The following is a 20777-nucleotide window of genomic DNA, read 5'->3' on the forward strand; positions in this document are numbered from 1 at the left end:
CTGCCCGGTCGCTACTTCTTCGCCGCCGCGCGCTTGCGGGCCGCGCGCGGAGCCGGCATCAGCGGCGCCGCGTCGGTCACCCGGTCGCCCAGGATGTCCCGCAGGAACTTGCCGGTGTGGCTGGCCGTCACCCCCGCGACCTGCTCCGGGGTGCCCTCGGCGATCACCGTGCCACCGCCGCTGCCGCCCTCGGGGCCCATGTCCACGACCCAGTCGGCGGTCTTGATCACGTCGAGGTTGTGCTCGATCACGATCACCGTGTTGCCCTTGTCGACCAGACCGGTGAGCACCTTGATCAGCTTGCTGATGTCCTCGAAGTGCAGGCCGGTGGTCGGCTCGTCCAGCACGTAGACGGTCCGGCCGGTGGAGCGCTTCTGCAGCTCGGAGGCGAGCTTGACGCGCTGCGCCTCGCCGCCGGAGAGGGTGGGCGCGCTCTGGCCGAGCCGCACGTAGCCCAGGCCGACGTCGGTCAGCGTGCGCAGGTGGCGGGCGATCGCCGGCACGGCCTCGAAGAAGTGCAGCGCCTCCTCGATCGGCATGTCCAGCACCTCGGCGATGGACTTGCCCTTGTAGTGCACCTCCAGGGTCTCCCGGTTGTACCGGGCGCCGTGGCAGACCTCGCAGGGCACGTAGACGTCCGGCAGGAAGTTCATCTCGATCTTGATGGTGCCGTCGCCGGAGCAGTTCTCGCAGCGGCCGCCCTTGACGTTGAACGAGAAGCGGCCCTGCAGGTAGCCGCGCACCTTCGCCTCGGTGGTCTCCGCGAAGAGCTTGCGGACGTGGTCGAAGACGCCGGTGTAGGTGGCCGGGTTGGAGCGCGGGGTGCGGCCGATCGGCGACTGGTCCACGTGCACCACCTTGTCGACCAGCTCGGTGCCGGTGACCCGGGTATGCCGGCCGGGCACCGTGCGGGCGCCGTTCAGCTCGCGGGCCAGGTGGGTGTAGAGGATGTCGTTGACCAGGGTGGACTTGCCCGAGCCGGAGACGCCGGTGATCGCGGTGAGGGTGCCGAGCGGGAAGCCGACCGTGACGTCCTTGAGGTTGTGCTCGCGGGCGCCGTGCACGGTGATCTGGCGCTTCTTGTCGCGCGGCCGACGGTTGTCCGGGAGCGGGATGGAGCGCTTGCCGGAGAGGTACTGGCCGGTCAGCGACTCGTCGTTGGCCAGCAGGTCCTTGAGCGCGCCGGAGTGCACCACCTTGCCGCCGTGCTCGCCGGCGCCGGGGCCGATGTCCACCACCCAGTCGGCGGTCTTGATGGTGTCCTCGTCGTGCTCGACGACGATCAGCGTGTTGCCGATGTCGCGCAGCCGGACCAGGGTCTCGATCAGCCGGTGGTTGTCCCGCTGGTGCAGGCCGATCGAGGGCTCGTCGAGCACGTAGAGCACGCCGACCAGGCCGGAGCCGATCTGGGTGGCCAGCCGGATCCGCTGCGCCTCGCCGCCGGACAGGGTGCCGGCCGCGCGGTCCAGCGAGAGGTAGTCCAGGCCGACGTCGACCAGGAACCGCAGCCGCTCGTTGACCTCCTTCAACACCCGCTCGGCGATCTTCTTGTCACGGGCCGTCAGCTTCATCGCGCCGAGGAAGTCGGCGCAGTCGCTGATCGACATGCCGGCGACGTCGGCGATCGACTTGCCCTGCACGGTGACCGCCAGCACCACCGGCTTGAGCCGGGTGCCCTGGCAGGCGGGGCAGGGCACCTCGCGCATGTAGCCCTCGAAGCGCTCGCGGCTGGAGTCGGTCTCCGCCTCGGAGTGGCGGCGCTGGATGAACGGGATGACGCCCTCGAAGCCGGTCACGTAGGACCGCTCGCGGCCGTACCGGTTGTTGTAGCGGACCTCGACCTTGGCCTTGTGGCCGTAGAGCAGCGCCTTCTTGGCCCGGGCCGGCAGGCCGGCCCACGGGATGTCGGTGCGGAAGCCCAGCTCGGTGGCGAGCGCGCCGATCAGCCGGCCGAAGTACTCCTTCATGTGGCCGCCGGACCAGGGGTGGATGGCGCCCTCGTCGAGCGACTTCTCCTCGTCGGGCACGACCAGTTCGGGGTCCACCTCCATCCGGCTGCCCAGGCCGGTGCACTCCGGGCAGGCGCCGAACGGGGAGTTGAAGGAGAACGAGCGCGGCTCCAGCTCCTCGAACGACACGTCGTCGTACGGGCAGTAGAGGTGCTCGGAGTACATCCGCTCGCGCTCGGGGTCGTCGGCCTCCAGGTCGACGAAGTCGAGCACCACCATGCCGCCGGCGAGCTTGAGCGCCGTCTCCACCGAGTCGGTGAGCCGGCGCTTGGCGCTGTCCTTGACGGTGAGGCGGTCGATGACCACCTCGATGGTGTGCTTCTCCTGCTTCTTGAGCTTGGGCGGCTCGGTCAGCTGGACCGTCTCGCCGTCCACCCGGGCCCGGGCGTAGCCCTTGGACTGCAGGTCGGCGAAGAGGTCGACGAACTCGCCCTTGCGCTCGCGGACCACCGGGCTGAGCACCTGGAAGCGGGTGCCCTCGGTGAGCTTCAGCACCTGGTCCACGATCGCCTGCGGGGACTGCTTGGCGATCGGGCGGCCGCAGTGCGGGCAGTGCGGCTTGCCGACCCGGGCGAAGAGCAGGCGCAGGTAGTCGTAGACCTCGGTGATGGTGCCGACGGTCGAGCGGGGGTTGCGGTTGGTGGACTTCTGGTCGATCGAGACGGCCGGGGAGAGGCCCTCGATGAAGTCGACGTCGGGCTTGTCCATCTGGCCCAGGAACTGCCGGGCGTAGGAGGACAGCGACTCGACGTAGCGGCGCTGGCCCTCGGCGAAGATGGTGTCGAAGGCCAGCGAGGACTTGCCCGACCCGGAGAGCCCGGTGAAGACGATCAGCGAGTCCCGGGGCAGGTCGAGCGAGACGTTCTTCAGGTTGTGCTCGCGAGCACCGCGGACGATGAGGCGGTCGGCCACTGCTTCTGGCGCCTTTCTCCGGGTTGAACGGAAACGGGTCGGTATCCAGTGTCGCCGACCAGCATATAGCTCAGGCGTTCGAATACCGGACTTGTCCAGCCAGGGCCACCCGAACGAGTGAAGCGCCTCGCACTGACAATCGGACGGCTCCCCGAAAAGCCCCTGCTCCCCGCCCCGCCCGGCGATAGCCTCGCCCTGGAACGCAACGACCGGACCCCGTGCCAGGCAACGCGTCTTCCCGGCGCGTTCCGCAAGAGAACAGAAGAGAGGCTCCCACCGATGACCCAGCAGCCCACTCCCGCCGAGCTCGCGGCCGCCGAACTGAAGGCCGTCGCGGAGAGCACCGAGCGCCTGCTGCGCACCGTCGCCGACCTGACCGCCGACCAGATCGCCGAGCCCTCCGGCCTGCCCGGCTGGACCCGCGGCCACGTGCTGGCCCACATCGCCCGCAACGCCGACTCGCTGGTCAACCTGCTGGAGACCGCCCGCACCGGCGTGCCGGTCCCGCAGTACGCCAGCGAGGCCGCCCGCGAGGAGGGCATCCAGCAGGGCGCCCCGCGCCCGCCGGCCGAGCAGCTGGCCGACCTGACGGCGAGCGCCGAGCGGTTCGCCGCGGCCGCCGCCGCGCTGCCCGACGAGGCCTGGTCGGCCGAGCTGACCCACCGTCACGGCTACACCTTCCCGGCGCACGAGGTGCCGGGCAAGCGGCTCGGCGAGCTGGAGTACCACCACGTCGACCTGGCCGTCGGCTACACCGCGGCGCACTGGCCGGAGTTCTTCGCCACCGAGCAGTTCGCGTACCTGGCCGAGCGGTTCGCCGGCCAGGAGGGGCTGCCCGCCGTCGAGCTGGTGGCGGACGACACCGAGCACCGCGCGGTGATCGGCGCCGGCCCCGAGCCGCTGCGGGTGGAGGGCCCGCTGCGCGCCCTGGCCGCCTGGCTCTCCGGCCGCTCGGACGGCGACGGCCTGCAGGTGCACACCCCCGCCGGCCACCTCGCCGACCCGCGCACCGCCCTGCCGGTGCTCCCGCCGCTCGGCTGAGCGCACGATCATGGGACCGGTACGGCCCGCACCCCCAGCACACCGAAGGAGTCAGCGTTGAGCTACCACGGAGCCGTCACGGTCGGCGGTCGGCCGGACGTGAGGGAACTCGCCCACCTGATCATCACCAAGGTCGCGGTCGGCCCCTACGACAACAACGCCTACCTGCTGCGCTGCCGGGCCACCGGCGAGCAGCTGCTGATCGACGCGGCGGCGGACGCGCCGACCCTGCTGGAGACCGTCGGCACGGAGCTCGCCACCGTGGTCACCACGCACCGCCACCAGGACCACTGGGCCGCGCTCGCCGAGGTGGTCGCGGCCACCGGAGCCCGCACCGCGGCGGGCCGGATCGACGCCGAGGGCATCGGGGTGGCGACCGACCTGCCGCTGGACGACGGCGACACCGTCAAGGTCGGCGACTGCGCCCTGACGGTGCGCCATCTGGTCGGCCACACGCCCGGGGCGATCGTGCTGGTCTACGACGACCCGGAGGGCCACCCGCACGTCTTCACCGGGGACTGCCTCTTCCCCGGCGGGGTGGGCAACACCTGGAAGGACCCCGCGGCCTTCGACAGCCTCTACCGGGACGTCACCGGCAAGCTCTTCGACGTGCTGCCGGACGAGTCCTGGGTCTACCCGGGGCACGGCAAGGACACCACGCTCGGCGCCGAGCGGCCGCACCTATCGGAGTGGCGCGAGCGCGGCTGGTGAACCGGCCCCGGTCAGCGGGGGCGGTCGACCGCCCCCGCCGACCGGGTCACCCAGAGGCTGGAGACCGTGGTGACCGCGAGCACCGCGCCGATGAAGCCGAGCGAGAGCGGGATGCCGATCTCCGGCACGTGCACGCCGCTCTCGTGCAGCGCGTGCAGCAGCAGCTTGACGCCGATGAAGCCGAGGATCACCGCCAGCCCGTAGGACAGGTGCACCAGCCGGCTCAGCAGCCCGCCGAGCAGGAAGTACAGCTGGCGCAGGCCCATCAGCGCGAAGGCGTTGGCGGTGAAGACGATGTACGGGTCCTGGGTCAGGCCGAAGATCGCCGGGATCGAGTCGAGCGCGAAGAGCAGGTCGGTGGTGCCGATCGCCAGCATCACCAGGCCCAGCGCGGACAGCCGCGGGAACCACCGGCGGACCGTGGTGAGCAGCCGGTTCTCCTCGAACTCGGCCTCGCCGCCGGCCTGGGCGCCGGCACCGTGCCCGGCGCGGGCCTCCTTGAGCAGCTTCCAGGCGGTCCACACCAGGAAGGCGCCGAAGATGTAGAAGATCCAGGAGAAGTTGGCGATCAGCGCGGCACCGGCGGCGATGAAGACCGCCCGGAGCACCAGGGCGATGATCACACCGACCATCAGGACCCGGGACTGGTGCTTGGCCGGCACCGCGAACTTCGCCATGATCAGCAGGAAGACGAAGAGGTTGTCGACGCTCAGCGACTTCTCGGTCAGGTACCCGGCGAAGAACTCGCCGGCCGGCTGCCCGCCGCCGTACCACCACAGGAAGCCGCCGAAGGCGATCGCCAGCACCACCCAGACCACCGTCCAGGTACCGGCCTCCTTCATCGAGACCTCGTGCGGCTTGCGCCCCCCGATGAAGAAATCGGCGGCGATCAGCGCCACCAGAACGGCGACGGTACTGGCCCACAGGGCGAGGGAAACGTCCATGAAAGCTGCTCCTCCGGCAGGTCGAGTCTGCCGGAGGTCTCCTCCGCCCGCGTGACGGCTCGTCAGCCACGCGGACCGGTGCACCCGGGCGGCCGATCGACGGCCGCCGTGATGACGGGAACACCGCTTGGGGAGTACTCCCCTCCGATGTCAAGAAGAGTACCAGGAATCACCAAGGAAAGGTAAAGTGCCCTGCTGATGGAGGGTCAGCGGGAGCGTCAGAGGAAGGGCTCGATGGCCGGCAGCATGTCCTGGAAGGTGCGGGCCCGGGCCGGAGCGCCGATCGCCTGCATGCCCCAGCCGGCGCCCTCGCGGAACACCTTGGCCATGATCTGCCCGGTGTGCTCGCCGCCCCCGGTCAGCTCGTAGCGGGCCAGCTCCAGACCGCTGGCCTCGTCCACCAGGCGGCAGTGCGCGTTCTGCACCTCGGCGAAGGTCTGGCCGGTGTAGGAGCTGACCGTGAAGATCACCTGGGTGATCTGCGCCGGGATCCGGGTCAGGTCCACCACGATCGACTCGTCGTCCTCCCCCGAGCCGGCGCCGCCGACCAGGTTGTCCCCGGTGTGCCGCACCGAGCCGTCCCGGCTGACCAGCTGCTGGAAGAAGACCACGTCCTTCGGGGTGTGCTCGGCGTAGAGCAGCGCCGAGGCGTCCAGGTCGATCTGCCGGGTCCGGCTGCCGAAGAGCCCGCGCTTGGGGGCCGCGCGCCAGCCCAGGCCCATCCGCACCAGGCTCAGCGTCTCGCCGCTGGACTTGCGCAGACTGACCTGCTCGCCCTTGCTCAGACTCACCGACACGGCCGCCCCCTCTTGCCTTGACGCGATTTTGACCGACGCGCTGCGCTCACCCTAGGCCCTGGGCGGCGCCACCCACCAGGGGCGCCCCCCGGGGCCGGGGCGGGCCGGATCAGGCGATCCCGGCCTCCCGCATCTGGCGCAGCTCCTTCTTCAGCTCCTTGACCTCGTCGCGCAACCTGGCGGCCACCTCGAACTGGAGCGAGGCGGCGGCGGTGTGCATCCGCTCCGTCATGTCCTGGATCAGCTGGGCGAGTTCGGCGGCCGGCATGGAGCTGGGCTGCTTGCGGTCGGCGCCGAGCGCGGGCACCGGGGCCTTCTTCGCCTTGCCGGCGTCCCGGTAGCCGGTGGCCATCAGCTCCTCGGTGTCGATCTCCTCCCGGGCCAGGGTGTCCAGGATGTCGCCGATCTTCTTGCGCAGCGGCTGCGGGTCGATGCCGTGCTTCTTGTTGTAGGCCTGCTGGACCTCGCGGCGGCGGTTGGTCTCCTCGATCGCCTTCTCCATCGAGGGGGTGATCCGGTCCGCGTACATGTGCACCTGGCCGGAGACGTTGCGGGCGGCGCGGCCGATGGTCTGGATCAGCGAGGTGCCGGAGCGCAGGAAGCCCTCCTTGTCCGCGTCCAGGATCGCCACCAGCGAGACCTCGGGCAGGTCCAGGCCCTCGCGGAGCAGGTTGATGCCGACCAGCACGTCGTACTTGCCGGCCCGCAGTTCGCGCAGCAGCTCCACCCGGCGCAGCGTGTCGATGTCGCTGTGCAGGTAGCGGACCCGGATGTCGAGGCCGAGCAGGTAGTCGGTGAGGTCCTCGGACATCTTCTTGGTGAGCGTGGTGACCAGCACCCGCTCGTCCTTCTCCACCCGGGTGCGGATCTCGTGCACCAGGTCGTCGATCTGACCCTCCGTCGGCTTGACGATCACCTCGGGGTCGATCAGGCCGGTCGGGCGGATGATCTGCTCCACCTGGCCGTCGCCGCGGGAGAGCTCGTAGGGGCCGGGGGTGGCGGAGAGGTAGACGGTCTGGCCGATCCGCCCGAGGAACTCCTCCCACTTCAGCGGGCGGTTGTCCAGCGCGGAGGGCAGCCGGAAGCCGTGGTCCACCAGGGTGCGCTTGCGGGAGGCGTCGCCCTCGTACATCGCGCCGATCTGCGGGACCGTCACGTGCGACTCGTCGATCACCAGGAGGAAGTCCTCCGGGAAGTAGTCGAGCAGGGTGTTCGGCGGGGAGCCCGGCTCGCGGCCGTCGAAGTGCATCGAGTAGTTCTCCACGCCGGAGCAGCTGCCGATCTGGCGGAGCATCTCGATGTCGTAGGTGGTGCGCATCCGCAGCCGCTGGGCCTCCAGCAGCTTGCCCTGCTTCTCCAGCACCGCGAGCCGCTCGGCCAGCTCGGTCTCGATGCCGTTGACCGCCCGCTCCATCCGCTCCGGGCCGGCCACGTAGTGCGAGGCGGGGAAGACGTAGATGGAGTCGTCCTGGCTGATGATCTCGCCGGTCAGCGGGTGCAGCAGGTAGAGCGCCTCGATCTCGTCGCCGAACATCTCGATCCGGACGGCCAGCTCCTCGTAGACCGGGAAGATCTCGACGGTGTCGCCGCGGACCCGGAAGGTGCCCCGGGTGAAGGCCAGGTCGTTGCGGGTGTACTGGATGTCGACGAAGCGGCGCAGCAGCGCGTCCCGGTCGATCTCCTCGCCGACCTTCAGCGGGACCATCCGGTCGACGTACTCCTGCGGGGTGCCGAGGCCGTAGATGCAGGAGACCGAGGCGACCACCACCACGTCCCGCCGGGTGAGCAGCGAGTTGGTCGCGGAGTGGCGCAGCCGCTCAACCTCCTCGTTGATCGAGGAGTCCTTCTCGATGTAGGTGTCCGTCTGCGGGACGTAGGCCTCGGGCTGGTAGTAGTCGTAGTACGAGACGAAGTACTCGACCGCGTTGTTCGGGAGCAGCTCGCGGAACTCGTTGGCCAGCTGGGCGGCCAGGGTCTTGTTCGGCGCCATCACCAGGGTGGGCCGCTGGAGCTTCTCGATCATCCAGGCCGTGGTGGCCGACTTCCCGGTGCCGGTCGCGCCGAGCAGGACGACGTCCTTCTCGCCCGCGCGGATCCGGCGCTCCAGCTCGGCGATGGCCGCCGGCTGGTCGCCGTTGGGCTGGTAGGGGCTGACGACCTCGAAGGGCGCCGTGGTCCGCTCAATGCTCGTGATGGGTCGCACGGTCCCACCGTACGACCCGGGTGTGACAGCGCGGCGGCTACTTCGCCGAGTCCCGGGCCAGCGCGACCAGTCGGGAGACCGCCCGCAGGTACTTCTTGCGGTAGCCGCCCTTCAGCATCTCCTCGGAGAACACCTGGTCGAAGGGGATGCCGGAGGCGGTGATCGGCAGCTCCCGGTCGTACATCCGGTCGGCCAGCACCACCAGGCGCAGCGCGGTGGACTGGTCCTCCACCGGGCGCACGCCGCGCAGGAAGACCGCGTGCACGTCGTCCAGCAGCGCGCCGTAGCGGCTCGGGTGGACCGCCGAGAGGTGGTCCAGCAGGGCCGCGAAGTCGTCCAGCGAGGCGCCCGGGGCCCGCCCGGCCCGCTCGGTGACCTGCTCGTCGGTGTACGGGGCGGGGGCGGCCGGCAGGCCGCGGTGGCGGTAGTCCTGGCCGTCGATCCGGACGGTGCGGAAGTTCGCCGAGAGCCCCTGGATCTCGCGCATGAAGTCGGCGGCGGCGAACCGGCCCTCGCCGAGCTTCTCCGGCAGGGTGTTCGAGGTGGCGGCCAGCTTCACCCCGGCCTCGACCAGCCGGGAGAGCAGGGTGGAGACCAGCACGGTGTCGCCCGGGTCGTCCAGCTCGAACTCGTCGATGCAGAGCAGCTTGTGCCCGGACAGCGTGCGCACCGCCTGCTGGAAGCCGAGCGCGCCGACCAGGTTGGTCAGCTCGACGAAGGTGCCGAAGGCCTTGGGGCCGGGGGCCGCGTGCCAGAGCGAGGCCAGCAGGTGGGTCTTGCCGACGCCGTAGCCGCCGTCCAGGTAGACCCCGGCCGGGCCCTGCGGGGGCTTGGCCTTGCGGAACCAGCCGCGCTTGGGGGCCTCGGCCGCGTTGAGGCCGGCCGCGAACTCCTCCAGCACCCCGACCGCCTGCTGCTGGCTGGGCTGGGTCGGGTCCGGCAGGTAGGAGCCGAAGCTCACCCCGGAGAACCTCGGCGGCGGCACCATCTCGGCGACCAACCGCTCCGCCGGGACCGCCGGCTTGCGCTCGCTGAGCGCCACCGGGGCGGTGGTGGCGGTTATGGCATCAGGGTGGGAGGCTCCGGGCACGGTAGTAAAGGGTACGCGCCGTGGAAGACTCGCAGTCATGCACCGGCTGATCCCTGCGTCACACTCCGCGGCGCCGCTCGACGACTCGCTCGCCCCCCTCGACTCCCTGGAAGGCCTCGCGGCCGTCTACGCGTACCCCGGGCAGGTGAACCTCGGGCAGCCCTGGCTGCGGGCCAACATGGTCTCCTCGCTGGACGGGGCGGCCAAGCTCGACGGGCTCTCCGAGGGGCTCTCCAGCGAGGCCGACAAGCGGATCTTCGGAGTGCTGCGGGCGCTGGCCGACGTGGTGCTGGTCGGCGCCGAGACGGCGCGCGCCGAGGGCTACCGGCCGGCCCGGGCCCGGGAGGCCTTCCAGGAGGCCCGGCGGGCCGCCGGACAGGGGCCGGCCCCGGTGATCGCGGTGGTCAGCCGCTCGCTGGAGCTGGACCTGGGCCTGCCGCTGTTCACCGAGCCGCTGGTGCCGACCGTGGTGATCACCACCGAGGACGCGCCGGCCGACCGCCGGGCCGCGGTGGCCCGCACCGCCGAACTGGTCACCGCCGGGCGGGGTTCGGTGGACCTGCCGGCCGCGCTCGCCGCGCTGGCCGCGCGGGGCTGGACCCGGCAGCTGACCGAGGGCGGCCCGCGGCTGCTCGGGCAGCTGGCGGCGGCCGGGCTGCTGGACGAGCTCTGCCTCTCGCTGGCCCCGCTGCTGACCGCCGGGACCGCGCCACGGATCGCGCACGGTGCCGAAATGGCTGACGCGCAGCGGATGCAACTGGTGTCATTGATCGAGCAGAAAGGTTTCCTCTTCGCTCGATACTGCCGAAAGGCCGTCAGCTGACGGGCCCGTTGATCACTCCCACGTGGCGCGAGTGCCGTGTGAGCCGCGTGAGGAAAGCTTCCTCCGGGCACTATGGGAGGGGACACCGGACCCCGGGGGCCTGCAACACGGAAGGGACTCTTGTGTTCAAGACCGTACTGATGATCGAAAAGGCGCTCTCCGACGCCGACGTGGAGCTGGTCACCACGCTGCACGGCGACGAGAAGGTCTCCTTCGTCGTCCTGATGCAACCCCGCGGCAAGACCGACGAGCTGCTGCGGGCCCTCGACGACGTCGCCCTCGGACATCTCGACAAGGCGGTGCACGAGCACGACGAGCGCGAGCAGCCCGGGAACCCGGACGTGGCCGGCGAGTCGCTGGAGCACAGCCTGCGCCACCTGCGGGCGGCCGGCGCCGACGCGGTCGGCCGGGTGGTCGAGGCCCATCCGCTGGACAGCCTGCGCGCGGTGGTCGAGGAGACCGGCGCGGACGAGGTGCTGGTACTGACCGCGCCGCACTTCGTGGAGGAGTTCTTCCACCGCGACTGGGCCTCCCAGGCCCGGCACAAGGTCGGCGTCCCGGTGCTGAAGCTCTTCGCCAGCGAGTCCTGAGCGGAGCGGCCCGGGCCCGCGGGTGGTGCAGAATCGTCCTTGCGGTCACTCCCCCGGCACTGGACCGGGGGAACCCCCTCGCCAGGACGATTCGCCACTTCAGTACGGAGCCCTCCCTTGAACGACGCCGCCCACGACCTGCACGCCCCGCACTTCATCGGCATCGGCGGGGCCGGCATGTCCGGACTGGCCAAGATCCTCACCGTCCGGGGCGCCAAGGTCTCCGGCAGTGACGCCAAGGAGTCCGAGACCGTGCTGGCGCTGCGCGCGCTCGGCGCGACCGTCGCGGTCGGCCACGCGGCCGGCAACGTGCCGGACGGTGCCAGCAGCATCGTGGTCTCCAGCGCGATCCGGGAGGACAACCCGGAGCTGGCCGCCGCCCGCGAGCGCGGCATCCCGGTGGTGCACCGCTCCGACGCGCTGGCCGCGCTGATGGGCGGCCGCCGCGCCCTCGCGGTGGCCGGCACCCACGGCAAGACCACCACCACCAGCATGCTCGCGGTGGCGCTCGGCGCCCTCGACCTGGACCCGTCCTACGCGATCGGCGGCGACCTGGACGCGCCCGGCTCCAACGCGCACCACGGCGCCGGCGAGATCTTCGTGGCCGAGGCGGACGAGAGCGACCGCAGCTTCCACAAGTACGCGCCCGAAGTGGCGATCGTGCTCAACGTGGAGCTCGACCACCACGCCAACTACGCCTCGATGGAGGAGATCCACGAGTCCTTCGAGACCTTCGTGGGCCGGATCCAGCCCGGCGGCACCCTGGTCGTCTCGGCCGACCAGGAGGGCGCCCGCGAGCTGACCCGCCGGGTGGCCGGGCGGCCCGGGCTCAGCGTGATCACGGTCGGCGCCGCCGAGGACGCCACCGTGCGGGTGGTCTCGATCACCCCGCGCGGCATGACCAGCGAGGTGATCGTCGAGCTGGAGGGCGCCGAGCTGGCGTTCACCGTCTCCGTCCCCGGCCGGCACTACGCGCACAACGCGGTGGCCGCGCTGGCCGCCGGCGTCGCGCTGGGCGTGCCCGCCGAGCGGCTGGCCGAGGCGCTCGGCCGGTACACCGGCGTGCGCCGCCGGCTGCAGCTCAAGGGCGAGGCCGGCGGCGTGCAGGTGATCGACTCCTACGCGCACCACCCCACCGAGATGGCCGCCGACCTGGAGGCGGTCCGGGACGTGCTGAGCCAGTCCGCGGCCGGCCGGGCGCTGGTGGTCTTCCAGCCGCACCTGTTCAGCCGCACCCAGCAGCTCTCCGAGGAGATGGGCCGGGCGCTGGCGCTGGCCGACGCCTGCGTGGTGCTGGACATCTACCCGGCCCGGGAGGACCCGCTGCCGGGCGTGACCAGCGAGCTGATCGTCGACGCGGCCCGCCGGGCCGGCGCCGACGTGACCGCCGAGCACGACTTCGCCGCCGCACCCGCACTGCTGGCCGGGATGGCCAAGCCGGGCGATCTGGTTCTCACCATGGGAGCCGGGGACGTCACCAACCTCGGTCCGGCCATCCTTGAGGAGCTCGCACGATGACCTACGAGATCGAGAAGACCGACGACGAGTGGCGCGCCCAGCTCAGCCCGGCTGAGTTCCAGGTGCTGCGGAAGGCGGGCACCGAGCGCCCGTTCGTCGGCGAGTACACCGACACCAAGACCGTCGGCGTGTACGCCTGCCGGGCCTGCGGGTCCGAACTGTTCAGCTCGGAGACCAAGTTCGACAGCCACTGCGGCTGGCCGTCGTACTTCGCGCCGCTGGCCGAGGACCGGGTGGAGTACATCGAGGACAGCACGCTCGGCATGCGCCGGGTCGAGGTGCGCTGCGCCCGCTGCGGCAGCCACCTGGGCCACGTCTTCGAGGGCGAGGGCTACGCCACCCCGACCGACCAGCGCTACTGCATCAACAGCATCTCGCTGACCCTGCGTCCGGCCGAGTAGCCGTCAGCACCCCGCCTGCGGGTGGCGTCCGCCGCCCGCAGGCCCGCTCGCCCGACCCCCAGCCCGACCCCCCCCAGCCCGACCCCCCGTCAGGTCCGCCCGGAGAAAAGCCGCCCGGGCTGCGACCGGACCGGGCCCCCGATCCGTCCTTCTGAGCAGAGCCCGCGAGACGCGGGCCCGCATGGCCGGCGTGCGGTTCACTCCACCAGAAGGACACTCCAGATGGACGACGAGTTCAGCTCCTCCCTGCGTGAGGAGCTGTCACGACTCAGCGAGCCCCCGATCGGTGACCTGGTCGGGCAGGCCGCCCGCCAGGGCCGCCGGATCCGGCGGTTCCGGACGATCGGCGCGACGGCGGCCGTGGCCGCCGTCGCCACCGTGACCGCGCTGTTCAGCGGTCAGCTGGTCGGCTCCGGCCACACCGGCGCGCAGGGGATCGGCCCGGCCGCACCGGTGGGCGCCTCGGTCAGCGCCTCGCCGAACACCAGTGCCACTCCCAGCGCCGCCCCCAGCACCACCCCCGGGGCCTCGGCGGCGCCGAGTGCCGGCGCGACCCCCGACGCCGGCTCGGCCTCGCCCACCCCCGGCGGCGGCCAGGGCTCCTCGGCCCCGGCCGGGGTGCCGGCGAGCACCCCGGCGGCGGCCGGCTCGGACGCACTGGTCAAGAGCACCCCGGCCAGCCTGCTGGCCGCCGTGGTGCAGTCCCTGCCGAGCGGGATCACCACGGACCACTACTACGGCGATGCGCCGCAGCCCCCGATCACCCTCGACCCGTCCGTCAACCTCTACCTGCACTCGGGTGGCAAGACCGGCCGGATCGGCGTGAGCGCGTACAAGGCCGACACCCCGTCGTCCTGCACGACGCCCGAGGGTGAGACCGGCGTCTCCGCCACCTGCTCCACCGACGCGGCCGGCGAGTTCGTCAACGTGCTGAGCAACCCGAGCAACTGCATCCAGAACACGACGGTCACGGTGTACCGGCATGACGGCATCGCCGTCTCGGTCGACCTCTCCACCTGCCTCGACAACAGCGCCCGTGGCACGTCCACTCCGCTGACGCAGGCTCAGGCCGTCACCCTGGCCGACAGCACCCTGCTGAACGTCGTCATGCCGTCGTCGTTCGTCAAGGCCGCCGACACGCAGTACGCCGGCAGCATCAAGGTCAGCCCCTAACCGACCGCACCCGCCGCGGCCCCTCCGGGGGCCGCGGCCTCCGGCATTCCCGAACACCACCGACCCACCCGGGGGGACCACGCGTGCGCAACGAGGCCGACTTCATCACGTTCGCCGAAGGCAACGCCGTACGGCTGCGGCAGATCGCCTACCTGATGTGCCGGGACTGGCACCTCGCCCAGGACCTGACCCAGACGACGCTCACCAAGATGTACGTCCACTGGAAGCGGATAGCCCGCGACCCGAGCAGCGACCCGTTCCACTACGCCCGCAAGGTGCTGCTCAACTCCCTGCTGGACCACCGGCGGCGGCGCAGCAGCACCGAGCTCGCGGTCGACCAGCTGCCGGACCGGCCGCACGGCACCGGCGACCCCTCGGCCACCCGGCTGACCCTGCTGGACGCGCTGGAGCTGCTCTCCAAGCGGGACCGGGCGATCGTGCTGCTGCGCTACTGGGAGGACCTGAGCGTCGAGACGACCGCCGAGATCCTCGGGGTGAGCAGCTCGGTGGTGAAGTCGCAGAGCGCCCGCGCCGTGGCCACGCTCCGTGCCCATCTCGGCCGGGACGGGCGGCTGCTGCTCGGCTGACCCCGGCCGACGGTCACGATTCGGTATCGCGATCCGGATAGACCGTACCGATTGTCGGCCCGGCGGTTTAGAACTGGGCCCATGTGGTTGCTCTTCCTGGTTCCGGCCTGCGCGGTGGCGGTGCTCTCCTGTCTCCGCCTGGTCCGGGCGGCGGCCACCGCGGACGCCATGACCGAACTCTCCCAGGAGCACTCGGAAGAGGTCGCGATCGGCCTCTACGAGACGGCCTACCTGTCCGGCGGGCCGAGCCGGGTGGTGGAGCTGGCGATGGTGCTGATGAGCGGCCGCGGACGGCTGCACCTGGCGCACACCGGGTGGACCACGGTGGTCGACCCGCGCGGGCGCAGCCGGGTGGAGCGGGCGCTGATCCACGAGATCGGCCCGGACGGGCAGTGCCGCACCAGCGAGCTGCGGCAGGCGCTCGCGGACCACCCGACGGTCACCGAGATCGGGGTGCGGCTCTCGCTGGCCGGCCTGGCCACCCCCGCCGGGATCCGCGAGAGCACCCTGCTGGCGGTCCGTCAGGTGCGGCAGGCGCTGCTGTTCGCGGTGCTGCTGCTGATCGCCGCGATGTGCTTGACCGGCCCGGGCGAACAGGGCTGCGCGGCCACCTTCGCCTGGTTCTCGCTGCCGCTGATCCTCACCACCGGGACGCTGCTGATGGCCCGGGTGGACGTGCACCCCTACACCCGCTGGGCGGCGCCGGCCGGTCAGCGGCTGCTGCGCGAGCTGCGGATCCCGCTGCACCGCAGCGCCCCGGACACCGAGCGCGGGCTGCTCACCGCGGTGGCGATGGACGGGGCCGAGGCCCTCGCGGACGCCCGGCTGCGCGCGGCGCTGCGCGGCTGACGGAGCGTCAGCCGTGCGCAGCGCCACGGTGCGGGCGGGTCAGACCAGGCCGGCGAGCAGTTCGGCGACCGGCTTGCGGCGGCCGGTGAAGAACGGCACCTCCTCGCGGACGTGCAGCCGGGCCCGGGACGGGCGCAGGTCGCGCATCAGGTCCACGATCCGGTGCAGCTCGTCGGCCTCGAAGGCGAGCAGCCACTCGTAGTCGCCGAGGGCGAACGAGGCGACCGTGTTGGCCCGCACATCGGGGTAGCCGCGGGCCATCATGCCGTGCTCGGCGAGCATCGACCGGCGCTCCTCGTCGGGCAGCAGGTACCACTCGTAGGAACGCACGAACGGGTACACGCAGACGTAGTCGCGGGCGTGCTCGTCGGCCAGGAAGGCCGGGATGTGCGACTTGTTGAACTCGGCCGGGCGGTGCAGCGCCATGTTCGACCAGACCGGCTCCAGCAGCCGGCCGAGCGCGGTGCGGCGGAACCGGTTGTAGGCCTCCTGCAGGTCGTCCGAGTCCTCGGCGTGCCACCAGATCATCAGGTCGGCGTCGGCGCGCAGGCCGGAGACGTCGTAGCTGCCCCGGATCACCACGTCCTTCGCGGTGAGCTGCTCGAACAGCTCCTCGACCTCGGTCGCCAGGGCGCCGCGGTCGGCCGGCAGCGCCTCCTTGAGGCGGAACACCGACCACATGGTGTAGCGGATGACCTGGTTCAGGTCCCGGGCCTTCTTCTTGGGCTGTTCGGTGCTCTCAGTCATGGTCCTCATTCTCCTTCCGGTGCCCCGGGGCCCGGAGCCGGGGTCAGTAGGTCCTCGACGGCCCGCCGGGCGCTGCCCACGCAGGCCGGGATGCCCACGCCGTCGAAGGCGGCGCCGGCCAGCGCCAGGCCGCCGAGTTCGCGGGCGGCGGTCCGGATCCGGGCGATCCGGTCCAGGTGCCCGACCGGGTACTGCGGCAGGCCGGCCCGCCAGCGGGTGACCTCGGTGGCGTAGGGCACGGCGGTCAGGCCGACCGCCTCGCGCAGGTCGGCCAGCGAGCGGGCGACCAGCTCCGCGTCGTCCAGGTCGAGCGCGGCCTCCTCGCGGTAGCGGCCGAGCGAGGTGCGCAGCACGAAGGCGTCCGGCGCGGACTCGGCGAGCCAGCCCCACTTCTGGCTGGAGAAGGTGGCCGCCTTGATCGAACGGCCGTCCACCGGCGGCACCAGGAAGCCGCTGCCGGGCGGCGGCTCGGGCAGGTCGGCGCGCCGGAAGGCCATGGTGACCAGGGCCATCCCGGCGTACTCGACGGCGGCCAGCTCGGCCGCGGCGGCCGGCGCCTCGCGGGCCAGCAGCCGGGCGGCGACCGGGGCCGGCACGGCGAGCAGCACCGCGTCGAAGGCCTCGCCGTCGACCAGCCAGCCGTCCGGCGTGCGGCGCAGCTCGCCGACCGGGGAGCCGAGCCGCAGCTCGGCGCCGGCCCGGCGGCAGGCCTCGGCGACGGCGACCGGCAGGGTGCCGAGCCCACCGGGCAGGCCGGCGAAGACCGGACCGCCGGCTGATGGCCGGTCAAGCATCTTGTGCACGCCCTCGACCAGCGAGCCGCCGCCGCGGGCGAGCGCGAGCAGCTGCGGCACGGCGGCGCGCAGCGAGATCTCCTCGGCCCGCCCGGCGTAGACCCCGCCGAGCAGCGGCTCGACCAGCCGGTCGACCACCTCCTGGCCGAGCCGCTCGGCCAGGTAGGCGCCGATCGCGACGTCCTCGCCCAGCTCGGCGGGGCGCTCGTCGTGCACCCGGCGCAGGCCCTCCTCGGTGAGCACCCCGGAGGCGGCCAGCGCGGCCAGGTCGCCGGGCACGCCCATCAGTTGGCCGCCGGGCAGCGGGCGCAGCCGGCCCCGGGTCCAGACCGCGGCCTTGGCGCCGGTGGGTGCGGTGATCGCCTCGCCGAGCCCGACCGCGCGGGCCAGTTCGACCGCCTCGGGCCGGCGGGCCAGCATCGACTCGGCGCCGAGGTCCACCCGGATCCCGCCGACCTCGCCGCCGTGCAGCTTGCCGCCGACCCGGTCGGCGGCCTCGCGCAGCACCACCCGGGCCCGGGCGGGTCCGCCGGCCGCGCCGGAGAGCTCCGCGGCGGCGGCGAGACCGGTGATCCCGCCGCCGATCACGACGACCTTGGGCAGTGCGGCAGTACGTGGTTCAGCCATGTCCGGCAGTCTCGCAGTCCTCACACCCGGGCCGGTCAGCGGGCGCTGGCCTCGTGCACGAAGGCGACCAGCCGGCTCAGCGCGTCCGGGTCCATGCCGGGCGACACGCCGTGGCCGAGGTTGAAGACGTGGCCGCTGGTGCCGAGCGCGGAGGCCGCGTGCAGCACCTCGCGGGCCTTGGTCTCCACCACGCTGGTGGGGGCGAAGAGCACGGCCGGGTCGAGGTTGCCCTGCAGCGCCTTGCCGGGGCCGACCCGGCGGGCGGCCTCGTGCAGCGGCACCCGCCAGTCCACCCCGACCACGTCGGCGCCGGCCTCGCCCATCAGGCCGAGCAGCTCGCCGGTGCCGACGCCGAAGTGGATCCGCGGCAGGCCGTAGCCGGCGACCGACTCGAAGACCTTGGCGCTGGCCGGCATGACGGAGCGTCGGTAGTCGTCGGGGGCCAGCGAGCCGACCCAGGAGTCGAAGAGCTGGACGGCCGAGACGCCGGCCTCGATCTGCACCTTGAGGAAGCCGGAGGTGATCACCGCGAGCCGGTCCACCAGCTCGGCCCACAGCTCGGGCTGGCCGTACATCAGGGCCTTGGTGCGCTCGTGGCCCTTCGACGGGCCGCCCTCGACCAGGTAGCTGGCCAGGGTGAACGGTGCGCCGGCGAAGCCGATCAGCGGGGTGCTGCCGAGCTCGTCGACCAGCAGGCCGACCGCCTCGGTGATGTAGGGGACGTCGTCGGGCTCCAGCGGGCGCAGCCGCTGCAGGTCGGCGGCGGTGCGGATCGGGTCGGCGATCACCGGGCCGACGCCGGGCTTGATCTCCACGTCGATGCCGATGGCCTTGAGCGGGACGACGATGTCGCTGTAGAAGATCGCCGCGTCCACCTTGTGCCGGCGCACCGGCTGCAGGGTGATCTCCTTGACCAGCTCGGGCCGCAGGCAGGAGTCGAGCATCGAGACGCCCTCGCGCACCTTGTGGTACTCGGGCAGCGAACGGCCCGCCTGCCGCATGAACCAGACCGGGGTGTGCGGCACCGGCTCGTGCCGACAGGCACGGAGGAAGGCGGAGTCGTGCGCTGCGCTGCGGCGCGCGGAGGGCTGTGCTGCGGTCGTCTCACTCACCTCGCCATCCTCGCACGCGCCACTCGTCGAACCCTCCAGTGGGATTGTCCAATTTCGGACCTGGTCCAGGGCCCCGGAGGGCGTGCCGGTCCTGGGGGAACTGACGCCTAGGGCCTAGTCTTCAGCACATGGCATCGGTCGGTGGGAACCCCGCGCAGCACGACGGGACTGGCAAGGAGTCGGCGCCGATCGGGTTCACCGCCGCGGTCCGGGCACTGGCGGCCGCCCGGGTGCGGCCCGAGGTGCGGCTCTCCCCCGCTCCGGCGCCGCGCCGACTGGCGCCGTACGCCTGGGCGGTGACGGCCGAGGTCGAGGTGGACGGCGAGGAGTTGGCCGACGGCCGCTTCGTGCTGCTGCACGATCCGGCCGGCCAGGAGGCCTGGAACGGCGAGTTCCGGGTGGTCACCATGGCCCGGGCCGAGCTGGAGCCGGAGATCGCCGGCGACCCGATGCTCGGCGAGGTCGGCTGGTCCTGGCTGATGGACGCGCTGCAGTCGCACGGCGCCGGGTACGCCGAGCCGGGCGGCACGGTGACCCACGCCGCCTCGCAGTACTTCGGCGCGCTCGCCGAGCGGCCGGCCAGCACCGAGATCGAGCTGCGGGCCTCCTGGACCCCGGCCGACGGGCGGTTCGAGCGGCACCTGACCGCGTGGGCCGACCTGCTCGGGGTCTGCGCGGGGCTGCCGCCCGCCGCGCCCGCGCCCCTGCCCGTCGCCGACGCGCCGTCACTCGGCGGAGTGGTCCCGATGCCCGCGCGCCGCCGCCCCCGCTCACACTGAAGGCTGACGGCCCGCCAGATCGGCCGTGGCCGGGTCGCGCCTGATCAAGGGCACCGCAGGGGCATTCACTGCGTCAACTCACGGACAGCGCGCGATCGTTTCGCGGTGATTTCGTTCGATTTCTACCGGCTTCTGGGCATGTCGCATCAATCATCCGCTCGATTTGTCCGTATTGTGACTCACTAGATCGTGATCATTCGCTAAAGCCGGGCACGGATGATGCCGAAGCAGTCTGTGACCCTTTCCACACGCGGAACACTCCGACTCCTTCGCCCATCGGGGTTCCGTCCGCCACTCCCCTCAGGAGGCACGGTGTCGGTCCTGCTAGAGCACCCCGCAAACGTGGTCGCCTACCGCCCGACCAAGCCCACCGCGATGGTGGTGATCGCCGACCCGCGGGTCCGCAACACCGTCACCCGTCATCTGTGGGCGCTCGGTGTGCGCGACGTCATCGAGGTGTCGTCGATCGCCGAGGCCCGGCCGCGGGTCTCCACCCCCCGGGACATCTGCGTGGCCGACGTCCACCTGCCGGACGGGTCGGGCCTGACCATCCTGGCCGAGACCCGGGCCGCGGGCTGGCCGAACGGCCTGGCGCTCTCCGCCGCCGACGACATCGGCGCGGTGCGCAGCGCCCTGGCCGGCGGCGTCAAGGGCTACGTGGTGACCGGGACCCGGACCAACGTCGCGATGCCCGGCCGCCCGGGCCTGCCGCTGGGCGCGGGCGGCCTGGCGGGCCGGATGCGCCGGCCCGGGATCCCCGGCGCGCCGGGCCACCCGGGTGCGCCCGGCGCCGCCGGTGCCCCGGGTGCGCCCGGCACGCCGCCGGCCGCCTACCGCGAGCTCTCCGGCCGTGAGGTGGAGGTGTTGCGGCTGGTCGCGGAGGGCCAGTCCAACAAGGCGATCGGTGTGGCGATGGGCCTGTCCGCGCTGACCGTGAAGAGCCACCTGGCCCGGATCGCCCGCAAGCTGGGCACCGGCGACCGGGCCGGCATGGTCGCCGTGGCGCTGCGGACCGGCATCATCCACTGAACCGCGACGGCGGCCCGGAGGAACGTTTCCTCCGGGCCGCC

Annotated in this window: 19 protein-coding genes; 11 read left to right on the plus strand and 8 right to left on the minus strand. The window is 72.2% G+C overall.

What is annotated here, in order from left to right; all coding sequences use genetic code 11:
- Positions 1-11 precede the first annotated feature (11 nt).
- The gene (uvrA, locus tag FHX73_RS06060) at positions 12-2921 is read right to left on the minus strand and encodes an excinuclease ABC subunit UvrA (RefSeq protein ID WP_145903913.1); all 2910 of its coding nucleotides are present in this window, start codon (positions 2919-2921) and stop codon (positions 12-14) included.
- A gap of 279 nt (positions 2922-3200) precedes the next feature.
- Between uvrA and FHX73_RS06065 the strand changes: the two genes are divergently transcribed.
- Together FHX73_RS06065 and FHX73_RS06070 are read left to right on the plus strand one after the other, a co-directional pair.
- The gene (locus FHX73_RS06065; protein WP_145903915.1) at positions 3201-3962 is read left to right on the plus strand and encodes a maleylpyruvate isomerase family mycothiol-dependent enzyme; all 762 of its coding nucleotides are present in this window, start codon (positions 3201-3203) and stop codon (positions 3960-3962) included.
- A 57-nt stretch (positions 3963-4019) separates the two neighbouring features.
- Entirely contained in the window at positions 4020-4673 is a 654-nt protein-coding gene (locus tag FHX73_RS06070; RefSeq protein WP_145903917.1) for an MBL fold metallo-hydrolase, read from the plus strand.
- Between the two features lie 11 nt (positions 4674-4684).
- On the opposite strand, the gene FHX73_RS06075 is transcribed toward FHX73_RS06070, so the two are convergent.
- From FHX73_RS06075 to zapE, 4 genes are all read right to left on the minus strand, one after another.
- Complete coding sequence (locus FHX73_RS06075; RefSeq protein WP_145903919.1) at positions 4685-5617, minus strand: TerC family protein; 933 nt, start codon at positions 5615-5617, stop codon at positions 4685-4687.
- A 218-nt stretch (positions 5618-5835) separates the two neighbouring features.
- Positions 5836-6414, minus strand: a complete 579-nt coding sequence (locus FHX73_RS06080) for a TerD family protein (protein ID WP_145903921.1) — start codon at positions 6412-6414, stop codon at positions 5836-5838.
- A gap of 109 nt (positions 6415-6523) precedes the next feature.
- Positions 6524-8617 (minus strand): excinuclease ABC subunit UvrB, encoded by a 2094-nt coding sequence (gene uvrB, locus FHX73_RS06085; RefSeq protein WP_145903923.1) that lies wholly within the window; start codon positions 8615-8617, stop codon positions 6524-6526.
- Between the two features lie 37 nt (positions 8618-8654).
- Positions 8655-9746 (minus strand): cell division protein ZapE, encoded by a 1092-nt coding sequence (gene zapE / locus FHX73_RS06090; RefSeq protein WP_145903924.1) that lies wholly within the window; start codon positions 9744-9746, stop codon positions 8655-8657.
- Between zapE and FHX73_RS06095 the strand changes: the two genes are divergently transcribed.
- The 7 genes from FHX73_RS06095 (at position 9745) to FHX73_RS06125 (ending at position 15648) form a co-directional block, all read left to right on the plus strand.
- Complete coding sequence (locus FHX73_RS06095; RefSeq protein WP_145903926.1) at positions 9745-10530, plus strand: pyrimidine reductase family protein; 786 nt, start codon at positions 9745-9747, stop codon at positions 10528-10530. The two genes, zapE and FHX73_RS06095, sit on opposite strands and share 2 nt — an antisense overlap.
- A gap of 122 nt (positions 10531-10652) precedes the next feature.
- On the plus strand, positions 10653-11120 hold the full coding sequence (locus FHX73_RS06100) for an indole-3-glycerol phosphate synthase (protein WP_145903928.1): 468 nt from the start codon (positions 10653-10655) through the stop codon (positions 11118-11120).
- Positions 11121-11237: 117 nt separating this feature from the next.
- Complete coding sequence (gene murC, locus FHX73_RS06105) at positions 11238-12638, plus strand: UDP-N-acetylmuramate--L-alanine ligase (protein WP_145903930.1); 1401 nt, start codon at positions 11238-11240, stop codon at positions 12636-12638.
- Positions 12635-13039, plus strand: coding sequence for a peptide-methionine (R)-S-oxide reductase MsrB (gene msrB, locus FHX73_RS06110; protein ID WP_145903932.1), 405 nt, complete (start codon positions 12635-12637; stop codon positions 13037-13039). Before murC ends, msrB begins: the two co-directional genes overlap by 4 nt.
- A 222-nt stretch (positions 13040-13261) precedes the next feature.
- Positions 13262-14212 (plus strand): hypothetical protein, encoded by a 951-nt coding sequence (locus tag FHX73_RS06115; protein ID WP_145903934.1) that lies wholly within the window; start codon positions 13262-13264, stop codon positions 14210-14212.
- A gap of 83 nt (positions 14213-14295) precedes the next feature.
- Positions 14296-14799: a SigE family RNA polymerase sigma factor gene (locus FHX73_RS06120; RefSeq protein WP_145903936.1), complete on the plus strand. Its 504-nt coding sequence runs from the start codon at positions 14296-14298 to the stop codon at positions 14797-14799.
- Positions 14800-14880: 81 nt separating this feature from the next.
- Positions 14881-15648: a TIGR04222 domain-containing membrane protein gene (locus FHX73_RS06125; RefSeq protein ID WP_145903938.1), complete on the plus strand. Its 768-nt coding sequence runs from the start codon at positions 14881-14883 to the stop codon at positions 15646-15648.
- A 39-nt stretch (positions 15649-15687) separates the two neighbouring features.
- Here FHX73_RS06125 and hemQ read toward each other — a convergent pair whose 3' ends face one another.
- The 3 genes from hemQ to hemE are packed head-to-tail and all read right to left on the minus strand — an operon-like array spanning position 15688 to position 18928.
- Positions 15688-16395 (minus strand): hydrogen peroxide-dependent heme synthase, encoded by a 708-nt coding sequence (gene hemQ / locus FHX73_RS06130; RefSeq protein WP_425461363.1) that lies wholly within the window; start codon positions 16393-16395, stop codon positions 15688-15690.
- A 5-nt stretch (positions 16396-16400) separates the two neighbouring features.
- A complete protein-coding gene (gene hemG, locus FHX73_RS06135) occupies positions 16401-17816 on the minus strand; it encodes a protoporphyrinogen oxidase (protein WP_145903942.1) in 1416 nt (471 codons plus the stop codon).
- A gap of 35 nt (positions 17817-17851) precedes the next feature.
- On the minus strand, positions 17852-18928 hold the full coding sequence (hemE, locus tag FHX73_RS06140; protein ID WP_145903944.1) for a uroporphyrinogen decarboxylase: 1077 nt from the start codon (positions 18926-18928) through the stop codon (positions 17852-17854).
- A 128-nt stretch (positions 18929-19056) separates the two neighbouring features.
- Here hemE and FHX73_RS06145 point away from each other — a divergent pair, with 128 nt between their 5' ends.
- Together FHX73_RS06145 and FHX73_RS06150 are read left to right on the plus strand one after the other, a co-directional pair.
- The gene (locus FHX73_RS06145) at positions 19057-19707 is read left to right on the plus strand and encodes a DUF3000 domain-containing protein (RefSeq protein WP_145903946.1); all 651 of its coding nucleotides are present in this window, start codon (positions 19057-19059) and stop codon (positions 19705-19707) included.
- Between the two features lie 312 nt (positions 19708-20019).
- Positions 20020-20736, plus strand: coding sequence for a response regulator transcription factor (locus FHX73_RS06150; RefSeq protein WP_145903948.1), 717 nt, complete (start codon positions 20020-20022; stop codon positions 20734-20736).
- Positions 20737-20777 lie beyond the last annotated feature (41 nt).

This window comes from Kitasatospora viridis, assembly GCF_007829815.1.
Classification (GTDB): Bacteria; Actinomycetota; Actinomycetes; order Streptomycetales; family Streptomycetaceae; genus Kitasatospora; species Kitasatospora viridis.